Annotated in this window: 18 protein-coding genes, 1 tRNA gene and 1 pseudogene; 12 read left to right on the top strand and 8 right to left on the bottom strand. The window is 73.5% G+C overall.

The genetic code is table 11. The features are described 5' to 3' along the window. Positions 1–54 precede the first annotated feature (54 nt). Both ACIP5W_RS15205 and ACIP5W_RS15200 read right to left on the bottom strand, forming a co-directional pair. Entirely contained in the window at positions 55–3,909 is a 3,855-nt protein-coding gene (locus ACIP5W_RS15205) for a Pls/PosA family non-ribosomal peptide synthetase (RefSeq protein ID WP_401472320.1), read from the bottom strand. 272 nt (positions 3,910–4,181) lie between these two features. Further along, positions 4,182–4,266 (bottom strand) — tRNA-Leu (locus tag ACIP5W_RS15200). Between the two features lie 219 nt (positions 4,267–4,485). On the opposite strand from ACIP5W_RS15200, the gene ACIP5W_RS15195 reads away from it, so the two are divergent. The 3 genes from ACIP5W_RS15195 (at position 4,486) to ACIP5W_RS15185 (ending at position 7,217) form a co-directional block, all read left to right on the top strand. After that, positions 4,486–5,814 (top strand): M20/M25/M40 family metallo-hydrolase, encoded by a 1,329-nt coding sequence (locus ACIP5W_RS15195; RefSeq protein ID WP_401472317.1) that lies wholly within the window; start codon positions 4,486–4,488, stop codon positions 5,812–5,814. Positions 5,815–5,956: 142 nt separating this feature from the next. Continuing rightward, the gene (gene chpH / locus ACIP5W_RS15190; protein ID WP_363089246.1) at positions 5,957–6,190 is read left to right on the top strand and encodes a chaplin ChpH; all 234 of its coding nucleotides are present in this window, start codon (positions 5,957–5,959) and stop codon (positions 6,188–6,190) included. Between the two features lie 205 nt (positions 6,191–6,395). After that, a complete protein-coding gene (locus ACIP5W_RS15185; RefSeq protein WP_401472314.1) occupies positions 6,396–7,217 on the top strand; it encodes a chaplin in 822 nt (273 codons plus the stop codon). Positions 7,218–7,288: 71 nt separating this feature from the next. On the opposite strand, the gene ACIP5W_RS15180 is transcribed toward ACIP5W_RS15185, so the two are convergent. After that, complete coding sequence (locus tag ACIP5W_RS15180; protein ID WP_005485166.1) at positions 7,289–7,477, bottom strand: DUF5703 family protein; 189 nt, start codon at positions 7,475–7,477, stop codon at positions 7,289–7,291. A 47-nt stretch (positions 7,478–7,524) separates the two neighbouring features. On the opposite strand from ACIP5W_RS15180, the gene ACIP5W_RS15175 reads away from it, so the two are divergent. Next, positions 7,525–8,244 (top strand): hypothetical protein, encoded by a 720-nt coding sequence (locus tag ACIP5W_RS15175; protein ID WP_401472311.1) that lies wholly within the window; start codon positions 7,525–7,527, stop codon positions 8,242–8,244. Positions 8,245–8,334: 90 nt separating this feature from the next. On the opposite strand, the gene ACIP5W_RS15170 is transcribed toward ACIP5W_RS15175, so the two are convergent. Both ACIP5W_RS15170 and ACIP5W_RS15165 read right to left on the bottom strand, forming a co-directional pair. Further along, positions 8,335–10,629, bottom strand: coding sequence for a helix-hairpin-helix domain-containing protein (locus ACIP5W_RS15170; protein WP_401472308.1), 2,295 nt, complete (start codon positions 10,627–10,629; stop codon positions 8,335–8,337). Next, positions 10,626–11,612 (bottom strand): aldo/keto reductase, encoded by a 987-nt coding sequence (locus tag ACIP5W_RS15165; protein WP_401472305.1) that lies wholly within the window; start codon positions 11,610–11,612, stop codon positions 10,626–10,628. The genes ACIP5W_RS15170 and ACIP5W_RS15165 overlap by 4 nt, the downstream gene beginning before the upstream one ends. A gap of 195 nt (positions 11,613–11,807) precedes the next feature. Here ACIP5W_RS15165 and ACIP5W_RS15160 point away from each other — a divergent pair, with 195 nt between their 5' ends. Both ACIP5W_RS15160 and ACIP5W_RS15155 read left to right on the top strand, forming a co-directional pair. After that, entirely contained in the window at positions 11,808–12,863 is a 1,056-nt protein-coding gene (locus ACIP5W_RS15160; RefSeq protein ID WP_401472302.1) for an LLM class F420-dependent oxidoreductase, read from the top strand. A gap of 249 nt (positions 12,864–13,112) precedes the next feature. After that, positions 13,113–13,901 (top strand): ferritin-like domain-containing protein, encoded by a 789-nt coding sequence (locus ACIP5W_RS15155; protein ID WP_401472299.1) that lies wholly within the window; start codon positions 13,113–13,115, stop codon positions 13,899–13,901. Positions 13,902–14,006: 105 nt separating this feature from the next. Here ACIP5W_RS15155 and corA read toward each other — a convergent pair whose 3' ends face one another. Continuing rightward, positions 14,007–15,017 (bottom strand): magnesium/cobalt transporter CorA, encoded by a 1,011-nt coding sequence (corA, locus tag ACIP5W_RS15150; RefSeq protein WP_401472296.1) that lies wholly within the window; start codon positions 15,015–15,017, stop codon positions 14,007–14,009. A 61-nt stretch (positions 15,018–15,078) separates the two neighbouring features. On the opposite strand from corA, the gene ACIP5W_RS15145 reads away from it, so the two are divergent. From ACIP5W_RS15145 to ACIP5W_RS15120, 6 genes and pseudogenes are all read left to right on the top strand, one after another. Continuing rightward, complete coding sequence (locus ACIP5W_RS15145; RefSeq protein ID WP_398097915.1) at positions 15,079–15,765, top strand: histidine phosphatase family protein; 687 nt, start codon at positions 15,079–15,081, stop codon at positions 15,763–15,765. A gap of 88 nt (positions 15,766–15,853) precedes the next feature. Beyond that, positions 15,854–16,444: a DUF3090 domain-containing protein gene (locus ACIP5W_RS15140; RefSeq protein ID WP_366062484.1), complete on the top strand. Its 591-nt coding sequence runs from the start codon at positions 15,854–15,856 to the stop codon at positions 16,442–16,444. After that, on the top strand, positions 16,408–17,241 hold the full coding sequence (locus ACIP5W_RS15135; RefSeq protein ID WP_401472291.1) for an SCO1664 family protein: 834 nt from the start codon (positions 16,408–16,410) through the stop codon (positions 17,239–17,241). The genes ACIP5W_RS15140 and ACIP5W_RS15135 overlap by 37 nt, the downstream gene beginning before the upstream one ends. A gap of 234 nt (positions 17,242–17,475) precedes the next feature. Further along, entirely contained in the window at positions 17,476–18,705 is a 1,230-nt protein-coding gene (gene mshC, locus ACIP5W_RS15130) for a cysteine--1-D-myo-inosityl 2-amino-2-deoxy-alpha-D-glucopyranoside ligase (RefSeq protein WP_401472288.1), read from the top strand. Positions 18,706–18,892: 187 nt separating this feature from the next. After that, the gene (locus tag ACIP5W_RS15125) at positions 18,893–19,093 is read left to right on the top strand and encodes a hypothetical protein (protein ID WP_401472285.1); all 201 of its coding nucleotides are present in this window, start codon (positions 18,893–18,895) and stop codon (positions 19,091–19,093) included. After that, positions 19,030–19,263, top strand: a pseudogene (locus ACIP5W_RS15120) (superoxide dismutase); the annotation flags it as partial. The gene ACIP5W_RS15125 and the pseudogene ACIP5W_RS15120, both read left to right, overlap by 64 nt. A gap of 102 nt (positions 19,264–19,365) precedes the next feature. Here the strand turns inward: ACIP5W_RS15120 and ACIP5W_RS15115 are convergent. Both ACIP5W_RS15115 and ACIP5W_RS15110 read right to left on the bottom strand, forming a co-directional pair. Further along, entirely contained in the window at positions 19,366–20,301 is a 936-nt protein-coding gene (locus ACIP5W_RS15115; RefSeq protein ID WP_401472282.1) for a PAC2 family protein, read from the bottom strand. Between the two features lie 142 nt (positions 20,302–20,443). Beyond that, on the bottom strand, positions 20,444–21,115 hold the full coding sequence (locus ACIP5W_RS15110) for a FadR/GntR family transcriptional regulator (protein ID WP_401472279.1): 672 nt from the start codon (positions 21,113–21,115) through the stop codon (positions 20,444–20,446). Between the last annotated feature and the right edge of the window lie 145 nt (positions 21,116–21,260).

The raw sequence follows: 21,260 nt of genomic DNA, 5'->3' as shown, positions 1-21,260 counted from the left end.
CCGTGCTGCCGCTCCCCGCCGGTGTGCCGTCGTCCGGTTCCGAGCGGCCGGCGTTCAGGGACGCCACGCTTCGATCGGGTTGCCGAGCCAGCGGGTGTCGTCCGGGACGGACTCCGCGGCCATCACGAGCGACGCGGGACCCAGGGTCGTCCGGGCCCCGATCGTGCTGCCGGGCAGCACGATCCCGCCAGGGCCCAGCGTGGCACCCTCACGGAGTACCACAGTATCCGTCCGCAAGATCCGGTCGTGGAAGAGGTGAGTCTGGAGCACACAGCCCCGGTTGACCGTGGCCGCGTCCTCCAGCGTCACCAGGTCCGCCTCGGGCAGCCAGTGGCTCTCCACCCACACGCCCCGGCCGATGTGCGCGCCGAGCCCGCGCAGCCACGCCGACAGCACCGGCGTACCCGGCACCGAACCGGCCAGCCACGGCACCGCCACCACCTCGACGAAGGTGTCCGCCAGTTCGTTGCGCCACACGAAACCGCTCCACAGCGGGTGCTCCCCGCGCCGGTGCCGCCCCACCAGCAGCCACTTCGCGGCGATCGACAGCAGGGCCGCCGCCCCGCCCGCCCCCAGCAGCACCGGCCCGGACAGCAGGGGAGCCCACGCCCCCAGCGCGCACAGCGCGGCCACGGTCAGCACCGCGAGACCGGCCGAGCAGAACACCGGCACGATCCGGCACAGCTCCACCAGCGCACGCGCCCACAGCAGCCGCGCCGGCGGCTCGTAGGTACGGCTCCGGTCGCCGTCGGCCGCCGCCCGCGGCAGCTTCACCGGCGGCAGCCCCAGGTAGGAGCTGCCCTTCTTCGCCTTCTTCGGCGTCGCCGACAGCACCCCGACGAGCCCGCCGTCCGGCACGCTCCGCCCCGGCGCGGTCATCCCCGAGTTCCCGAGGAACGCCCGCCGCCCGATCTCCGCGCGCCCGATCCGCATCCAGCCGCCCCCCAGCTCGTACGGCGCGGTCAGCGTGTCGTCGGCCAGGAACGCGCCCTCGCCGACCGTGGTCAGGCTGGGCAGCGCCAGTACGGTCGACACCTCGGCGCCCTTGCCGATCCGCATCCCGAGCAGCCGCAGCCACACCGGCGTCGCAAGCCCCGCGTACAGCGGGAAGAGCGTCTCGCGCGAGCGGTCCATCAGCTGGGTGACGGTCCAGGCCTGCCAGCCGATCCGGCCGTGCGTCGGATGCGTGCCCTCCCGCAGCCCCAGACTCAGCAGCCGCACGGCGACCAGAAGCAGCAGCGCGTACGTCAGCCCGTAGGCGAGCGTGGCCGGGACCAGCGCCAGGGCGGCACCCCGCAGCGGGGCGTCCGGCGGGACGAGGGCGCAGGCCACGAGCAGCGCGGCCCCGGCCGCCGGCACCGGCAGCAGCGTCAGCCCCGCCCCCGAGGCCCCGTACAGCGCCCGCCAGACCCGGCTGCGGGCCGGCCGCTCCTTGGGCCAGTTGCGCTTGGCCCTGCCGAGTTCGACCGCGGGCGCGCCCGCCCAGCGCTGCCCGGTCGGGACCTGGCCGACGACGGCCGAACCCGGCGCCACCTCGGCCCGCTTGCCGACCCGGGCCCCGGGGAAGAGGACGCTGCGCGTACCGACGACGGCGTGCGCACCGACCCTGACCGGGCCGATCTCCAGCCGGTCGCCGTCCAGCCACCAGCCGGAGAGGTCCACCTCGGACTCGACGGCCGCGCCCCGGCCCAGCCTGAGCATGCCGGTGACCGGCGGCAGCGCGTGCAGATCCACGTCCGGACCGATCCTCGCCCCGAGGGCGCGGGCGTACCGCTGCAGCCAGGAGCCGGTCAGCGAGGTCGCCCCGCTGAACTCGACGAGCCGCTCGGCGGCCCACAGCCGCAGGTGGACCCCGCCGCCCCGCGGGTGACGGCCCGGCGCCACCCCCCGCAGCAGCAGCCGTGCCCCGCCCGCGCCGAGCGCGAGCCGGCCTGGCGGGCTGAAGAACAGCAGCGCGCCCGCGACCACCAGCCACCAGGGCGCGGTCGGCAGCCACCCGTGGGCGGGCAGGACGTTGCCCGCGGCGGCCAGGACCAGCGTCCAGCGCAGCCCCAGCAGCGTGAACAGCGGCAGGAGCAGCAACACCTGCACCAGCTGCGCCCGTCGCGGCACCGGGGCGACGGTGCGCCGGGAGCCGTCGTCCTGCGCGGACTCCTCCAGGTGCCGGGCCAGCTTGCGCAGCGTCGGCCGCTGGTAGACGTCGAGCACGGCGGCGCTCGGGTACCGGGTCCGCAGCCGCGTCGTCAGCTGCGCGGCTGCCAGACTGCCGCCGCCGATCGCGAAGAAGTCGTCACGGGCGCCGCCCACGGGGACGCCGAGGACCGCCGTCCACTGCTCGGCGAGCCAGGCCTCGGTGCCGTGGAGCCGCTCGGCCGGCCCGCCCGTCTCCAGGCCCTCCAGCGGCCACGGCAGCGCGGCCCGGTCGACCTTGCCCGACGTCCGGGTCGGCAGCTCGGCCACCGGCGCGAGCAGCGGCACCAGCGCGGCGGGCAGCTCGGCGCGCAGCCTGTCCACGGCCGCGGCCCGGTCCCAGCCGTCCTGCACGACGACGTACCCGACGAGGAGCTGGTTGCCGCCGCGCGCGGTGCGCACGGCGGCGGCCGCGCCCGCGACCCCGGGCAGCGCCTGGAGCGCCGCGTCGACCTCGCCCAGCTCGATCCGCCGCCCGCCGAGCTTGATCTGCTCGTCGGCCCGCCCGAGGAAGACCAGCCCCTCCGGTTCCGCCTTGACGAGGTCACCGCTGCGGTACGCCCGCTCCCAGCCCAGCGATTCCAGCGGCGCGTACTTCTCCGCGTCCTTCCCGGCGTCGAGGTACCGGGCGAGCCCGACGCCGCCGATCACCAGCTGCCCGCTGCCGCCCATCGGCACCGGCTCACCGGCCTCGTCCACGACGGCCAGCTCCCAGCCGCGCAGCGGCAGCCCGATCCGGATCGGCTCCGCTGCGCCCAGCAGCGCCGCGCAGGCCACGACGGTCGCCTCGGTCGGCCCGTACGTGTTCCAGACCTCGCGTCCCTCGGTCACCAGCCGCTGCGCCAGCTCGGGCGGACAGGCCTCACCGCCGAAGATCAGCAGACGGACGTCGTTGAGGGTCCCGGGCTCCCAGAGCGCGGCGAGCGTGGGCACCGTCGAGACGACGGTGATCTCCTGCTCCACCAGCCAGGGACCGAGATCGGCACCGCTCCTGACCTGCGCACGCGGCACCGGCACCAGGCAGGCGCCGTACCGCCACGCCAGCCACATCTCCTCGCAGGAGGCGTCGAAGGCGACGGACAGCCCCGCCATCACCCGGTCGCCCGGCCCGATCGGCTCGTCGGTGAGGAACAGCGCGGCCTCGGCGTCCACGAACGCGGCGGCACTGCGGTGGCTGACGGCGACGCCCTTGGGCTTCCCGGTGGAGCCGGAGGTGAAGATGATCCACGCGTCGTGCCCGGCACCGGGCCGCGCGGCCGGCGTCTGCGAGCTGCCGTGCACGGTCAGCTCGTGCCCGGCACCGACGACGGCCCTGACCCCGGCCTCCTCGAACACCAGCTCGGCCCGCTCGTCGGGGTCCTCGGCGTCCACGGGAACGTAGGCCGCCCCGGCGGCGAGCACGGCGAGGATCGCGACGTACAGGTCGTTCGTCCCCGACGGCACCCGGATCCCCACCCGGTCGCCGAGACCGACCCCGGCACCGGCCAGCCGGCGGCGCACCCGTTCGACCTCGACGGCCAGCTCGCGGTAGGTCAGCGCGGCGGCGCCGTCGTCCAGGGCCGGCTCGTCGGGGTACGAGCGCACGGACGCGTCGAGGATGTCGACGAGGGTGCGCGGGGAGGGGGCGGGACCGCCCGAGAAACGTGCCGTGTCGCCGAGTTGTTCGCGGATCTCTTCGTCGAGCAGGCCGAGAGCGCTGCTCTCGTCTGTGGCTGCCATCGGGTCCTCGCGTCTCGTTCCCGGAGCCCTCCGGGGCGCTGGCGGGCCCGCAGGTCTGCCTGGGGTTGTCCGGCTCCAGCCCGTAACAAGCCGGAAATTTTAGTACGACGCTAGGCTCGCCCCTTTCCGGCGGCCAGCCGGGACGGCCGAACGGGGCCCGCCGGGGAACCGCGGAAATGCCGTGACCTGGCGATCTTCGAACAGGGGAGAGATGCCCCACACCAACGAGTGAGGGCCCCGACCTGACGGTCGGGGCCCTCACTCATCTCACGTGTCCGAGGGGGGACTTGAACCCCCACGCCCGATAAAGGGCACTAGCACCTCAAGCTAGCGCGTCTGCCATTCCGCCACCCGGACAAGGTGTCTGTCGCGCGGGTTTCCCCTGCGGCGACGACGTAAACATTACCAGGCTTTCCGGGGTGCCCGATCACAGCCCGCCCGCCGCCCGCCCGCCGTGCGCCGTCCGCCGCACCCGGCGTGAACGGCGTGTGACGGGCCGGGACCGGTCTTGGGCACGGGCGCCGGTGAGGGGGAGGATGAGGGGAACCACCAGCAGTGACAGCGGGAGGAACCAGCGTGAGCGCGACGGACGACACGGCCAGGGGCGTCACCGGCGAGGACGAGGTCGTGGACCTCTGCCGCGAGCTGATCCGGTTCGACACCAGCAACTACGGCGACCACTCGGGTCCGGGCGAGCGCGAGGCGGCCGAGTACGTCGCCGAGAAGCTCGCCGAGGTCGGGCTCGAACCGAAGATCTACGAGTCCCACCCGGGGCGCGCCTCCACCGTGGCCCGCATCGAGGGCGCGGACCCCTCCCGGCCCGCGCTCCTCATCCACGGTCACCTCGACGTCGTCCCCGCCAACGCGGCCGACTGGACCCACGACCCCTTCTCCGGAGAGGTCGCCGACGGGTGCGTGTGGGGCCGGGGCGCCGTCGACATGAAGGACATGGACGCGATGACCCTGGCGGTCGTCCGCGACCGGCTGCGCTCCGGGCGCAGGCCGCCGCGCGACATCGTCCTCGCCTTCCTCGCCGACGAGGAGGCGGGCGGCACCTACGGCGCCCGGCACCTCGTCGACCACCACCCGGACCTCTTCGAGGGCGTCACCGAGGCGATCAGCGAGGTGGGCGGGTTCTCCTTCACGGTGAGCGAGGAGCGCCGGCTCTATCTGATCCAGACGGCCGAGAAGGGCATGCACTGGATGAAGCTGAGGGTGGCCGGCACCGCCGGGCACGGCTCGATGATCCACCGGGACAACGCGATCACGGAGCTGTCCGAGGCCGTGGCCCGGCTCGGCCGCCACACCTTCCCGGTGCGGGTCACCAAGACCACCCGGGCCTTCCTCGACGAACTGGGCGACGCGCTGGGCACCCCGCTGGACCCGGAGGACATGCAGTCCACCCTCGCCCGGCTCGGCGGCATCGCCAAACTGATCGGCGCGACCCTGAGCAACACCGCCAACCCCACGCAGCTGAACGCCGGCTACAAGGTCAACGTCATCCCCGGCGAGGCCACCGCCCACGTCGACGGGCGCTTCCTGCCGGGGCACGAGGAGGAGTTCCTCGCCGACCTCGACCGGATCCTCGGCCCGAAGGTGCGCCGTGAGGACGTGCACTCCGACAAGGCCCTGGAGACCTCCTTCGACGGACCGCTGGTGGAGGCCATGCAGTCCGCGCTGCTCGCCGAGGACCCGACCGCCAAGGCGATCCCCTACATGCTCTCCGGTGGCACCGACGCCAAGTCCTTCGACGACCTCGGCATCCGCGGCTTCGGCTTCGCCCCGCTGAAGCTGCCGCCGGAGCTGGACTTCGCCGGCATGTTCCACGGCGTCGACGAGCGGGTGCCCGTGGACGGCCTCCGGTTCGGCGTCCGCGTGCTCGACCGCTTCATCGACGCCTCCTGAACGGCCGCCTTTTATTCGGCAGCATGTACGGGAGCGACTGAGAAGAGTGAATGCGCCGATAAGCACGTAGCCCCATTACTTCCTCGTCGTTAGTGCTGATGCGACCCGTTACTGGGGATCGCATTGCCAACAAGGAGGAATAATGCTCAAGAAGGTCGTTGCTGCTGCGGCTGCCACCGGTGGTCTGGTTCTCGCGGGCGCGGGCATGGCCGTCGCCGATTCGGGTGCCCAGGGTGCTGCCGTGCACTCCCCGGGTGTCGCTTCCGGCAACGTGATCCAGGTGCCCGTCCACGTCCCCGTGAACGTCTGCGGCAACACGATCTCGGTGATCGGGCTGCTGAACCCCGCCTTCGGCAACGTCTGCATCAACAAGTGACGTCGACCCGCTGAGGGGTCGTCCACGCCGTCGGCCCCGGAGCGCACGCCATGCGCTCCGGGGCCGACCGGTCTTTTCTCCTGCCATTCGTGCGAAATCCGAATGACATGAGAAAAGAAAGCGAAGAAGTCGTAGCGCCCGGAGGCCTCGCGAAGCTGGAAGGATGCGAGCGATTCGGGACGAGATCGAAAGCAGGGATTCAGCAATGCGACAGGTCACCCGTAAAGGCCTCATGACCGTGGCGGCGGCGACGGGGGTGCTCGCCGCCGCGGGCGGGTACGCCCACGCCGACTCCGGCGCGAGCGGCTACGCCTCCGACTCGCCCGGCGTCCTGTCCGGGAACAACGTCCAGGCGCCGGTGAACGTGCCGGTCAACGTGTGCGGCAACACCGTCGACGTCGTCGGGATCCTCAACCCGGCGGTCGGCAACTCCTGCACCAACCGGAGCACGGGCCACGGCGACGGCAAGAGCGGCGGCGGCAGCCACGCCGGGCACGACGACGGCGGCTCCGGCTCGCAGACGGGCCCGGGCGGGCACGGCGGCTCCGGTACGCACACCGGTACCGGCGGGCACGGCGGCTCCGGCTCGCACGCGGGCCCGGGCGGCGCGCACGCGGGCGGCCACACCGCCGGTTCACCCGGCGTCGGCTCCGGCAACAACGTCCAGGCGCCGGTCGACGTGCCGGTCAACGCGTGCGGCAACACCATCGACGTCGTCGGGATCCTCAACCCGGCCCTGGGCAACAACTGCGCCAACGACAGCGGCCCCGGCCCCGACTACGGCACGCCTCCCGGCGGCGAGGAGGAGACACCCGGCACACCGGGCCCCGGCAAGCCCAGCCACTCCCAGGACGAGGTCACCCCAGCCAAGCCTGGTCACGCGACCCCGGCCGGACACTCCTCCGTCCACTCCCCGCAGCTCGCGCAGACCGGCAGCGGACTGCCGCTGGGCCTCGCGCTCCCGGCCGGCGCCGGCGCGCTGCTCGCGGGCGCGGTCCTCTACCGCAAGGCGCGCGCCGCGGCCTGACGGTCCCCGGCACCGCACAACGGAGCGGGCCCCGCCTCGGCGGGGCCCGCTCCGTTTCCGTCATCCTCGGCTCACCACGTGGCGCGTACCTGACGGATGATCCGCCGGCGCAGCCGCACTCGGCGACTGCCGTCCCGCAGCAGGCTCAGACGGTCCAACTCCCAGTGTCCGTACTCCGCATGGTCGGTCAGCAGACGTGTCGCGTCCTTGCGGGAGACCCCGCGCGGTACGTACACGTCGACAAATTCGTATTCCGGCATCGCATCTATTGTGCGGGCTGGGGCCCGGTACGGATAGCGTCTGCACTATGTCTGATGCTGCGCAGCCCACCGCTGCCGAGGTACGCGCCGCCGCCGAGGCGGTCAAGACCGCGCTCGACCGCCACCTTGCGGCGGTCGAACGCCGGACGGGTGAGGACGACCCGGCCGTCTACGAGGCGTTCAACGAGCTGGCCGCTGCCGCGGAGGCGTACGACGAACTGCTCTACGACCGTTACGACGAGGTCACCCCCTTCGAGATCCCCGGCGCCGACGACTCGCTGCCGCCCTACGCGGGACCTGAGGAGCCCAACGCCCTGAGCGTCCTGATCCGCCGCGACTACGCGGTGGTGGAACCGCAGCGGCTGCTGGCGCAGGCCCAGCGGGTCGAGGCGGCCGAGTTCGAGGACGGTGCGGACGCGGAGGCCTCCGGGACCGTCCACGGCGCGCTGGGCCTGCTCTTCGGCGAGTTCGAACCCGACGAGATCGCCTCCCGGCACAAGGAGTTCGGCCTGGAGGAGGGCGACTCCACCCTGTGGGTGCTGGCGGCCGACGAACCCGCCGAGCCGGGCGAATGGCTGGAGACGCCCTTCGAGCAGCCGGACCCGCAGCAGGTGGTGTGCCGCTTCGACGTCAGCTCGGTCTTCGACGACGACATCGAGGACGAGCCGGCGGATGACGAAGAAGAGGAAGAAGAGGAAGCAGAGGACGTAGAGGACGACGAAGACGAGGATCTGGAGCCGTTGGACGCCGGGCGGGCCGACCGCTAGCGCAGAGACGGCGACAAGCAGGAGACGGCGGCGGTCACGGCGGGGAGCGATTCCCCGCCGTGACCACCGCCGTTCGCGTCTGCGCGACCGTCAGTCCGCCGCCGGGACCTGCGTGCGCAGCAGCACCGGCAACCGGGTCGTGCGGGGCTTCGCCGTGATTCCGGCGACCGCTGCGGGCAGCGCCTGCTCGACCCCGTGAACCACGGACAGGTGGCGCTCCGCGCGGCCGAAGGCCGTGTAGACCCAGGGACGGGACAGGACCTGCGCGGCATCACCGGGCAGCACCACGACCGCCGCCGGCCACCGGCTCCCCACCGCCTGGTGCGCCGTGAGCGCCCACCCGTGCCGGACGGAGTGCTCCACCCGCTCCTTCGGTACGACCACGGCGGCACCGGCGCAGGACAGGTGCAGCCCCTCCGCGTCGGCCGCCACCACCCGGCCCGTCACCGTACGGCCCGGGACGGGGGAGTAGGCGATCCGGTCGCCGGGGTCGAAGCCGCCGAAGCGGCCGGGGCCGGGGTTGAGACGCTCCTTCAGCGCGGCGTTCAGCGCGCGGGTGCCGGCCGCGCCGCCGTGGCCCGGGGTGACGACCACCGCCTCCCCGGCGGCGATGCCGAAGGCCCGCGGCACGGAGTCCGAGACGAGCTGCACCGTCCGGTGCACGGCCTCGCCGGCGTCCCGCACCGGCACGATCACGATCTCCTTGCCGGGCGCCTCGACCCGGTTCAGCTCACCGATGCCCACTCCGGAGACCAGCTCGCCGAGCGGCCCCTGATCCGGGACGCGGGAGGCGACCTGCGGGCACACCCGGGCGGCGAGGAGGTCGGCGAAGACCCGGCCCGGCCCGGCCGACCAGAGCAGCGCCGGGTCGCCGCTGAGCACCAGCCGGGCGCCGTCCGGGAGCGACTCCACCACCATCGCGGCGCTCTCCACGTCCAGCTGCGGCGCGTCCAGCAGGATCAGCAGGTCGAGGGCGAAGGCGCCCTCGGCGTCCCGGCCGGGGCCCTCGGCGCCGGACAGCAGGCCGGGGAGGGTGACGACGAAGCCGTCCGCCGCGTCGTCCGCCGAGTCCAGGTGTGCCGCCAGCCGGCGCCGCCCGTCCGGTGTGTGGCAGGCGGCGAACGCGCGCACTCCCAGGGACCGGGCGGCGGCGAGCAGGGCGGCCGGTTCGGCGCGCGCCGCCTCGCCGCCGGTGTGCACGACGACGCCGTGCCCGGCGACCGCGCGGATCAGCTCGGCCGTGCTGCCGGACGCCCGGGCGGCGGCGGACTCCCACGGTGTCGAGGTCTCCTTGGCCAGGGCGTTGGCCACGCGGGCCAGACCGTCGGCGAGGCTCTCCTCCGCGAGCGCGTACCGCTCGAGACCGACGAGGACCCGGACCGGGCCGGTGCCCTCCGCGTTGTCCTCGTCGGCGTCCTCGGACTCCTCGGACTCCTCGCTCGCGGCCACCGGGGCCGGGGCGGCGCCGGGCTCCTCCAGGGCGTCCTGGAAGGCGAGGGCCTCGCCCTCGGCGAGGGTGCCCTGCACGGCCGCGTCCGCGTCCGGTACCCCCTGCCGGGCGAGCGCGGCCGTCAGCGTCGGCAGTTCCAGGGCGGTGTGCCCGGCCAGGGCCGCCTGCTCCAGCAGCCAGACGGTCACCGCCCGGCCCCGCCGCTCGTCGTCCGGGGCGCACTGCGCGCCGAGCAGCGCCCGCGCGAAGCCGTCCGCCTGTTCGGGGCGCACACCGGGGACGCGCAGCAACTGCCAGGGGTCCTCGCCCAGGGCCTCTGCGGCCCCCTCGCCGAGAGCCGCCGCGACCTGGGGCGCCAGCGCCTCGGGCGCACCGCCACCGGCCAGCACACGCCGTACGGCCTCGACGGTGTCCGGCGCCGGTGCGGTGGCGACGGGATCCGCGGCCACCGGCTGCGGGCGCCGCACGGGCTCCGGGGCGGCGCGCGGCGGGGCGGCCTCCGCATCGGCGAACACGGTGGCGGTGGGCTTCTCCCCGCTCTCCACGGCCCGTACGGCCGCGAGGAGGTCGGCGGCCTTGCCGCTCAGCTTGGTCCCGGCCGGGATGGGCCCCTGCTTCTCCGCCTTGCGCCGCTCGATCCGCTCCCGCTCCAGCTTCTGGGCGGCGAGTTCCGCCTCGGCCTCGGACAGCTTCCGGGCGGACTCGTCGGCCGCGGACTCCGGCACGGTGGCGCCGTCGGGCCCCGGCACGGTGGCGTCGTCCGGTGCGGGCCCCGGCGTGCTCCCCGCGGCCGCGGACCCGGGCGTCGTCCCGTCGCCGTCGGCCGGGGCCGCCACGGAGCCGGTCTCCGGTGAGCCCTCGGCGGGCGGGGCGTCGTCCGGGGTGCCCGGCCCGGTGTTCTCCGTGGTGCTGGGGGGCTCCGGCTCCGTGCTCACAGCGTGCTCCAGTCGTGATCGGGATAGCGGTGCACGGGCGCCGACACGTCGTCGAGCGCCCGGCAGATCTCGTCAGGAAGACTAAGCGCCTCCACCGACAATGCCGCCGTGAGCTGCTGCGCGTTGCGCGCGCCGACGATCGGGGCGGCCACTCCGGGCCGGTCGCGGACCCAGGCGAGGGCGACCTGGAGCGGGCTCACCGCGAGCCCGTCCGCCGCGGTCGACACGGCGTCCACGATGCGGCTCGCGGTGTCGTCGAGGTAGGGCTCGACGAACGGCGCGAAGTGGTCGGAGGCGGCGCGGGAGTCCGGCGGCAGGGCGTCGCCGCGGTACTTGCCGGTGAGGACGCCCCGGCCGAGCGGGGAGGAGGGCAGCAGACCGATGCCCAGGTCCAGCGCGGCCGGCAGCACCTCGCGCTCCACACCGCGCTGGAGCAGGGAGTACTCCATCTGCGTGCTGGCCAGCCGGGTGCGCGTACCCGGTGCCGCCAGCTGCCAGGTGGCGGCCTTGGCGAGCTGCCAGCCGCAGAAGTTGGAGATGCCGGCATAGCGGGCGCGACCGCTGGCGACCGCGATGTCGAGGGCCTGGAGGGTCTCCTCCAGCGGGGTGTCGGGGTCGAAGGCGTGCACGTGCCACACGTCGACGTGGTCCGTGCCGAGCCGGGTGAGCGAGGCGTCCAGGGCCGCGAGGAGATGACCGCGTGAGCCGTCGAAGCGCCGCTCCGGGTCGGGCACGCTGCCGGCCTTCGTGGAGATGATCAGGTCCCGGCGCGGTACCAGGCCTTCCATGAGCCGCCCCAGCACGTACTCGGCCTCGCCGTCGCCGTACACGTCCGCCGTGTCGACGAGGGTGCCGCCCGCCTCCCAGAACGTCTTCAAGAGGTCCGCCGCGTCGTGCTCGTCGGTGTCACGGCCCCAGGTCAGGGTGCCGAGCCCGATGCGGGACACGCGCAGGCCGGTGCGACCGAGATGCCTCTGCTCCATGGACGCCGAGATTACTGGCCGGAACTGGGCCGTGGGTTGCCTGTGGACAACGGAATTCCGGGCAGGCCGGGACCGGTTCGGGCAGGCCGGGGCCCCGGGCCGCCGCGACCCTCGCCACACCGCCCTCCCTCGGGGCCGCCCCCGCGCTACTGTCTCCGGAACAGCGTCGTTACTGATCAGTAAGGGGAATCGGTCATGCAGCTCGGGATCAACCTCGGCTACTGGGGTGCCGGAATGGACGGGGACAACCTGGCCGTGGCGCAGGAGGCCGACCGGCTGGGGTACGCGGTCTGCTGGGCCGCGGAGGCCTATGGCTCGGACGCCGCCACCGTGCTCAGCTGGGTCGCCGCCCAGACCGAGCGCATCGACGTCGGCTCGGCCATCTTCCAGATCCCGGCCCGCCAGCCGGCGATGACCGCGATGACCGCCGCCACCCTCGACTCGCTGTCCGGCGGCCGCTTCCGCCTCGGCCTCGGCGTCTCGGGCCCGCAGGTCTCCGAGGGCTGGTACGGCGTCAAGTTCGACAAGCCGCTGTCCCGCACGCGCGAGTACGTCGAGATCGTCCGCAAGGCGATGACGCGCGAGCGGCTGTCGTACGAGGGCGAGCACTGGACGCTGCCGCTGCCGGGCGGCCCCGGCAAGCCGATCAAGCTGACCGTGCACCCGGAGCGCGAGCACATCCCGCTGTACATCGCCGCGATCGGCCCGAAGAACCTGGAGCAGACCGGCGAGATCGCCGACGGCGCCCTCCTGATCTTCCCGTCCGCCGACCACATCGAGGACACCGCGATCAAGCACCTGCGCGCGGGGCGCGAGAAGGCCGGCAAGACGCTGGACGGTTTCGACGTCTGCCCGACGCTGCCGCTGGCCGTCGGCGCCGACGACGACGTCGAGCGGCTCGCCGACACCTTCCGGCCCTACACCGCGCTCTACGTCGGCGGGATGGGCAGCCGCAAGCAGAACTTCTACAACCAGCTCGCCCGGCGCATGGGCTACGAGCGGGCCGCCGACGAGATCCAGGACAAGTACCTCTCCGGGGACAAGCAGGGCGCCGCGGCGGCCGTTCCGCACGAGCTGATCGACCGGACCACGCTGCTGGGCTCCACGGAGCGCATCGCCGACCGGATGAAGGCCTACGCGGCGGCCGGCGTCACCACCCTCACCCTGGCCCCCGCCGGCTTCACGCTCGACGAGCGGCTCGCCTCGCTGCGGGCGGGCGCCGAGGCGCTGGAGCTGGCCGGGCTGGCGTAGCGAAGCCGGGCCGGCGTAGCGAAGGGGGAAGTCAGCGGCCGTGGTGGGGGCTCGGGGGTCTTCCCCGCCACGGCCGTCACGGGGAACAACGCCCAGCGAAGCGCGCGGTTACGCCTCCGGCGCGAGCTTCTCGGGTCATCCGTTCGGCGCAGTCGTCCGGCACAGCTGTTGCGGCGCCTCCCTCTCCGCACTTGACTCGTTCTTTGCGGAACCTGCGGAATCCCCCGGGACGCAGAGAGGTGCCCCACGATGCTTTCGGCCAAGAGTCTGTTCCAGGAGATCCTGGACGACGACGAGTCCTTCCGGCTGTTCTGTTCCATCGCCGCGAGCGGGGAGTCGCAGGGCGGCTGGGAGAACGCCCGGATCGCCGCGCTCGTCCCGCCGGACCAGCGCGACCTCGCCCCCAAGATCACGCGGCACGGCGCCGACGAGGACAAGCACGGGCGGATCTTCAACGCCCTGCTCAAGAAGCGCGGCCTCCAGCCCGTCCCCGTCCCGCCCGACACCGACTACACGATGCTCCTGGAGCGCGCCGGCATCGGCCTCGCCCACGACAAGCTCAAGGCCGACCGGCCGCTGACCGTGCAGGACGTCGTCACCTACCTCGCCCACAGCCGGGTCACCGAGCAGCGCGCCTCCGAGCAGATGGAACTGCTGCGCAAGCACTTCGCCGACCACCCCGACATCGGCCGCGCGGTGCGGATGATCTCCCACGACGAGGACAACCACCTCGCCTACTGCCACGAGGAACTGCTGCGCTTCGCGCGCGCGGGGCACGGCCGCGCGATCCAGCGCACGCTGCGCGAGTCCGCGCTCGCGGAGATCCGCGTCTACCGCGACGTCAGCCTGGCCGTGATGTCCCACATGGGCCGCATCCTCGGCTGGTCCCGGCCCAAGGCGGCCCTCCTCGCCGCCGGCATCCACGCCGTGTACGCGTGGGAGCGGCTGGCGGGCTGGCGCCGCATGGTCACCCTGAGCATGCCCGAACACCGCGACGCCCTGGGCGGCCCGGCCACCACGGCCCCCGAGTTCGCCTGAGCGACGGGCCGCCACGCGCGTGGCGCGCGAGCCGTCCGGCCTTGCACGCGCGCGCGTGGCGCGCGAGCCGTCCGGCACGCCACCCGCGCGCGGGGCCCTCGCGCCCTACAGCCACCCCCGCCGCTTGAACATCCGGTACAGGACCACCTCCAGGGCGGCCATGATCGCGATCACCGCCGGATACGACCAGGTCCAGTGCAGTTCCGGCATGTGCTCGAAGTTCATGCCGTAGATCCCCGCGATCATGGTGGGGATCGCGGCCATGGCCGCCCACGCGGAGATCTTCCGCATGTCGTCGTTCTGCCGGACGCTCATCTGCGCCAGGTGCGCCGAGAGGATGTCCGACACGAGCCGGTCCAGGCCCTCCACGGACTCGTTGACGCGCGCGAGATGGTCGCTGACGTCCCGGAAGAAGGGCCGCGCCTTGTCGTTCACAAAGGGCAGGCCCGTCCCCGACAGGCCCGCCCCGGACCCTGCGGTGCCGGCCAGCCGGGACACCGGGGGCGCCAGCGGGACCGTGGCCCGGCGGAACTCCAGGACCTGCCGCTTGAAGGTGTAGATCCGGGAGGCCGTGTTCCGTGACCCGCCGCCGTCCGGCGAGAACACCTCCGCCTCCAGCTCCTCCAGGTCGGTCTGCAGCTCCGTCGCCACGTCCAGGTAGTGGTCGACGGTGGCGTCGGCTATCGCGTAGACCACCGCCGTCGGTCCCTTCGCCAGCATCTCCGGCTCGTGCTCCAGCCGCCGCCGTACCGCCGCCAGGGGCGCGCCGTCGCCGTGCCGGACGGTCAGCACGAAGGAGTCGCCGAGGAAGACCATGACCTCCCCGGAGGACACCGCGTCGCTCTCCGGCTCGTACACCACCGGCTTCAGCACCAGGAACAGCGAATCGTCGTAGACCTCCAGCTTGGGCCGCTGGTGGGCCTTGAGGGCGTCCTCCACCGCCAGTGGGTGCAGCGCGAACTCCCGCGTGACGTGGGCGAACTCCTTCTCGGTGGGCTCGTGCAGCCCGATCCAGACGAAGCCGCCCGCGGCCCGCGCCTCCTCCAGCGCGTCGGAGAAGTCCTGCGGGCCCTCCGTCCGGCGCCCGTCCCGATAGATGGCGCAGTCGACGATCACGAAGTGCTTTCTCCCTTCCGCGGTTCCCTGTGCCCCCAGGAGTACCCCTACCCTGGGCGGCATGCCCACGCTGATCCTGGTCCGGCACGGTCGGTCCACCGCCAACACCTCCGGAGTGCTCGCCGGCTGGACGCCCGGCGTCGCCCTCGACGAGCGCGGCGCCGCACAGGCCGCCGCGCTGCCGGCCAGGCTCGAGGGCCTGCCGATCGCCGAGGTCGTCGCCAGCCCGCTGCAACGCTGCCAGGAGACGATCCGGCCCCTGCTCGACGCCCGCCCCGGCCTGCCCGTCCACTCCGACGAGCGGATCGGGGAGGCCCACTACGGCGACTGGTCCGGACGCAAGCTCGCGGAGCTCACGGACGACCCGCTGATGGAGGTCGTCCAGGCGCACCCCTCCGCGGCCGCCTTCCCCGGCGGCGAGTCCATGCGGGCCATGCAGACCCGCGCCGCCGAGGCCGTGCGCGAGTGGAACGCGCGCGTGGAGCGCGACCACGGGCCCGACGCCGTCTACCTCATGTGCTCGCACGGCGACATCATCAAGTCGCTCGTCGCGGACGCGCTGGGACTGCACCTCGACCTCTTCCAGCGCATCTCCGTCGAACCCTGTTCCGTCACGGTGATCCGCTACACCCGCCTGCGGCCCTTCCTCGTGCGCCTCGGCGACACCGGCGACTTCGCCTCCCTCGTGCCGCGCGAGGAGCCCCCGCGGCAGGACGCCACGGTCGGGGGTGATGCGGGCGCACCGTGATCGTCGACCGCAGTAGGGTGAAGCGGTCCACATACGCGCGCGTTCACGCATGGACGTTCCGTACCCACGATTCCCATGGAGACAGGACGTGTCCCGTCAGGTGTTCCTCTACGACCCCCCGGACCGCTTCGTGGCCGGTACGGTCGGACTGCCCGGGCGCCGTACCTTCTTCCTCCAGGCCACGGCCGGCTCCCGGGTGACCAGCGTGGCCCTGGAGAAGACCCAGGTCGCCGCGCTCGCCGAGCGCATGGACGAGCTGCTGGACGAGGTCGTACGCCGTAGCGGCGGAAGTGCCGCGGTGCCCGCCGTCGCACCCACCGAGGTAGCCGACTCGGCCCCCCTCGACACCCCCGTCGAGGAGGAGTTCCGGGTCGGCACGATGGCCCTCGCCTGGGACGGCGAGGAGCAGCGCATGATCGTCGAGGCGCAGGCCCTCGTGGAACTCGACGCCGAGACCGACGAGGACCTCGCCGAGGCCGAGGAACGGTTGCTCCAGGACGAGGAGAACGGGCCCCCGATGCTGCGGGTCCGCCTCACCGGCGCGCAGGCCAGGGCCTTCGCCAAGCGTGCTCTCGACGTCGTCAACGCCGGCCGGCCGCCGTGCCCGCTGTGCAGCCTGCCGCTCGACCCGGAAGGACACGTATGTCCGCGCCAGAACGGATACCGCCGCGGGGCGTGACGACCACCGGCCGGGCCGACGCCGACCTGCTCGCGCGAGGCGAGCTGACCGTGCGCGGCCGCATCCGGGAGGCGTCCAACGCGGCCCTGTACTGCACCGTCGCCCACGAGGGCCGCGAGGCGGCCTGCGTCTACAAGCCGGTCGCCGGCGAGAGACCCCTGTGGGACTTCCCCGACGGCACCCTCGCCCGGCGGGAGGTCGCCGCGTACGCGGTCTCCGAGGCGACCGGCTGGGGGCTCGTCCCGCCGACCGTGCTGCGCGACGGGCCGTACGGCGAGGGCATGTGCCAGCTGTGGATCGAGGTGTTCCCGCAGGCCGAGCTGCTCGCCCTGGTCGACGCCGAGGAGCCCGAGCCGGGCTGGAAGGCGATCGGCTTCGCCGAGGCCGGCGAGGGGCGGACCGCGCTGCTGGTGCACGCCGACGACGAGCGGCTGCGCCGGCTCGCCGTCCTCGACGCGGTCATCAACAACGCCGACCGCAAGGGCGGCCACCTGCTGCCCACCGCCGACGGGCGGCTCTACGGCATCGACCACGGCGTCACCTTCAACGCCGAGGACAAGCTGCGCACCCTCCTGTGGGGGTGGGCGGGGGAGCCCCTGACAGGGGAGGCCGTCGAGGTGCTCAAGGACCTCCAGGGCGCCCTGGAGGCGGGCGGGGCGCTGGCGGCCACCCTGGCCGCGCTCGTCACCCCGGCCGAGGTCGATGCCACGCGCGCGCGTGTCGCAGCGCTGCTGGAGTCCGGCAGGCACCCCGAGCCCGGCGGCGACTGGCCGGCCATTCCCTGGCCACCGGTCTAGCCCCACCCGTCCCGTCCGGCCCGGTCCCGTCCCACCCGTCCCGTCCCGTCCGGCCCGGTCCCGTCCCACCCGTCCCGTCCCGTCCGGTCCGGTCCGGTCCCACCCGTCCCCCGCCCGGTCCCGTCCCGCCACGGCTGCCCCAGCACGCGGGACGGAACCGCGCAAGAGTGCCTTCCCGGTCATCCGGCCCGCTCCGGTTCGTACCCGGCGGAGCCCTCCGGTTAGGCTCATGACATGCATGCCTGGCCCGCTTCCGAGGTCCCCGCCCTGCCTGGTCAGGGCCGCGACCTGAGGATCCACGACACCGCGACCGGCGGCCTCGTCACCCTCGACCCCGGTCCCGTCGCCCGTATCTACGTCTGCGGCATCACGCCGTACGACGCGACCCACATGGGTCACGCGGCGACCTACAACGCGTTCGACCTGGTTCAGCGCGTGTGGCTCGACACCAAGCGGCAGGTTCACTACGTCCAGAACGTCACCGACGTCGACGATCCGCTCCTGGAGCGCGCGGAGCGGGACGGCCTCGACTGGGTCGCCCTCGCCGAGAAGGAGACGGCCCTCTTCCGCGAGGACATGACGGCCCTGCGGATGCTGCCGCCGCGGCACTACATAGGCGCCGTCGAGGCCATACCCGGCATCGTCCCGCTCGTCGAGCGGCTGCGCGAGCTCGGCGCGGCCTACGAACTCGAGGGGGACGTCTACTTCTCCGTCGGGTCCGACCCGAACTTCGGCAAGGTCTCCGGCCTGGACGCCGCCGCCATGCGGCTGCTGTCCGCCGAGCGCGGCGGGGACCCGGACCGGCCCGGCAAGAAGAACCCGCTCGACCCGATGCTGTGGATGGCGGCCCGCGAGGGCGAGCCCAGCTGGGACGGCGGCTCACTGGGCCGCGGCCGGCCGGGCTGGCACATCGAGTGCGTCGCCATCGCCCTGGACCACCTCGGCATGGGCTTCGACGTGCAGGGCGGCGGCTCCGACCTCGCCTTCCCGCACCACGAGATGGGCGCCTCGCACGCCCAGGTGCTCACCGGCGAGTTCCCCATGGCCAAGGCGTACGTCCACGCCGGCATGGTCGCGCTGGACGGCGAGAAGATGTCCAAGTCCAAGGGCAACCTGGTCTTCGTCTCGAAGCTCCGCCAGGACGGCGTCGATCCCGCCGCGATCCGGCTCACGCTCCTCGCCCACCACTACCGGGCCGACTGGGAGTGGACCGACCAGGTCCTCCAGGACGCCGTGGACCGGCTCGGGCGCTGGCGCGCGGCCGTCTCCCGGCCCGACGGTCCGCCCGCCGAGGCCCTGGTGGACGAGATCCGCGCGGCCCTGGCGAACGACCTGGACGCCCCGGCCGCGCTGGCCGCCGTCGACCGCTGGGCCGCACTCCAGCAGGAGCGCGGCGGCACGGACACCGGGGCGCCCGGTGTGGTGTCGCGAGCGGTGGACGCCCTGCTGGGCGTGGCGCTGTAGCCCACCACCGGAGCCGTACGACCGGAACGCCGGCCCGTACGACCGGAACCGCCGTCCGTGCGATCGGGGCGCTTCCTCCACGCGAGGAGGCGCCCCGGTCGTGTGTTCGGCTCCGGGTGGCCGCCGCCGTGTGACGGGGTGTGAGCGTTCGTCACCGTTCCGCCGGCCACCGTACGGAAGGACGCACGTGACACCCGCACCCCGTTCCCTCACCCGCCGCGGACTCCTCACCACGGCCGCGCTCTCCACGGCCGCCCTGATCGGCACCGGCGGCGCGCGGGCCGCCGAAGCACGCGGGACCGTCCGGCCGGACCGGTTCCCGCTGCCCTCGGCCGGATCCTCCACGCCGTCCAGCAACAGCAGAACGCGATCGACGTGTTCCGGCTGAACGCGGCCGGTACCCACGGCACCGCGATCGGGCGGATCACCGACCCGCGCTTCCGCGTCCCGACGACGGTCGCGGCCTGGGGCGACCGCCTGTACCTGCCGGGCGCGCGCTTCGACGTGGAACCGACGCCCGCCACCGACTACGACGTGGTGGCCGTGGACCGGGTCTGACGGCGACGGGGCGGTGCGCTCCCCGCACCGCCCCGTCCAGCACCGTCCCGTCCAGCACCGCTCAGCCGGCCTCGCCCAGCCGGCCGTACGCAGTCGATCCGCTCAGTCCTCCGACGAATCGTCCTCGTCGGCGCTGTCCCCGCTCGGTTTCGGCGGCTTCGGGGGCCGTGTCCGCTCCCCGGGGCCGGGCGGCCCGCCGCCGTCCCGGCGCCGCAGATACCGCTCGAACTCCCGGGCGATCGCCTCCCCCGAGGCCTCCGGCAGCTCCGCGGTGTCGCGGGCCTCCTCCAGCGTCTGGACGTACTCCGCGACCTCGCTGTCCTCCGAGGCCAGTTGGTCCACCCCCACCTGCCAGGCGCGCGCGTCCTCGGGCAGTTCACCCAGCGGGATGCGCACGTCGATCAGGTCCTCCAGCCGGTTGAGGAGAGCGAGCGTGGCCTTCGGGTTCGGCGGCTGCGACACGTAGTGCGGTACGGCGGCCCAGAGGCTGACCGCCGGCACGCCCGCGTGCGTGCACGCCTCCTGGAGGACGCCGACGATGCCCGTGGGGCCCTCGTACTTCGTCTCCTCCAGATCCATGCGCCGGGCCAGGTCCGCGTCGGACGTGGTCCCGCTGATCGGCACCGGACGGGTGTGCGGGGTGTCGCCCAGCAGGGCGCCCAGGATGACGACCAGCTCCACGCCCAGCTCGTGCGCGAAGCCGAGCAGCTCGTTGCAGAACGAGCGCCAGCGCATGGACGGTTCGATGCCGCGCACCAGTACCAGGTCGCGCGGCTTCTCGCCGCCGACGCGCACCACCGACAACCTTGTCGTCGGCCACGTGATCTTGCGCACTCCGGCGTCCATCCACACCGTGGGCCGGTTCACCTGGAAGTCGTAGTAGTCCTCGGCGTCCAGCGCCGCGAACACCTCGCCCTTCCACTCCCGCTCCAGATGCGCGACCGCGGTGGAAGCGGCGTCGCCGGCATCGTTCCAGCCCTCGAACGCGGCCACCATGACCGGGTCGATCAGCTCGGGAACCCCCTCGAGCTCGATCACCCAGCGCCTCCTTCCGACGTGCCCTCGCCTGACCACCCAACCTTACGGCGTCCGGCGGGGGCGCCCGCAGCCCCCTTGCGCGGGCCAGTGAACGGATCACTGCCCCGTTCACCACCCCCGGACACCCCTCGCCGGACGCCGCTCACAGGCTCGACCTCAGCCACTGTTCCACGCTCGCGATGTGCACCGTCGCCCACGATCCGGCCGCCTCCGCGTCCCGGTCGCGCAGCGCCGCGAGGATCGCACGGTGCTCGCGCAGGGTGCCCGCGACCGCGCCCTCCTGGGTCAGCCCGCGCCAGATCCGGGCCCGCGTGGTGGGTCCGGAAAGACCCTCGAGGAGGGAGCACAGCACCGAGTTGCCGGCGCCGCGCACGATGCCCCGGTGGAACTCCACATCGCAGGCGACGAGTTCGGCCACCGAGGGCGTGGCGCCCAGTGTGTCCAACTGGGCTTCCAGAGCGTCCAGTTGCTGGTCGCTGATGCGCAGGGCGGCCATCGCCGTCGCGGCCGGCTCCAGAATGCGGCGTACGGCCAGGAACTCCAGGACCGTGTCGTCGCGGTGGAAGTCGACGACGAAGCTCAGTGCTTCCAGCAGCAGTTGGGGATCGAGACTGGTCACGTACGTGCCGTCGCCCTGCCGCACGTCCAGGATCCGGATCAGCGACAGGGCACGCACCGCCTCGCGCAGGGAGTTGCGGGACAGGCCCAGCTCGGCGGCCAGCTCGCTCTCCTTGGGGAGCCGGTCCCCGGGGCGCAGCGCACCGGAGACGATCATGCCCTTGATCTTCTCGATCGCCTCGTCGGTGACTGCCATGACCGGCCTCCCTCTCGCGCATCGCCGCTGTCCCACGCTCAGACATCGGATGTCTGGCAGTCATTATGGTGTGGCGCGGCCGCGTCGGCGGCCGGTCCGTCACCTCCCGCCACGGGAAAGGGACGGCTCCCCGGTGAGGAGCCGT

The organism is Streptomyces sp. NPDC088766, from assembly GCF_044750845.1.
Taxonomy (GTDB): Bacteria; Actinomycetota; Actinomycetes; order Streptomycetales; family Streptomycetaceae; genus Streptomyces.
Note: the sequence above shows the minus strand (reverse complement) of the source record. Positions and strands in the feature narration are given on the sequence as shown.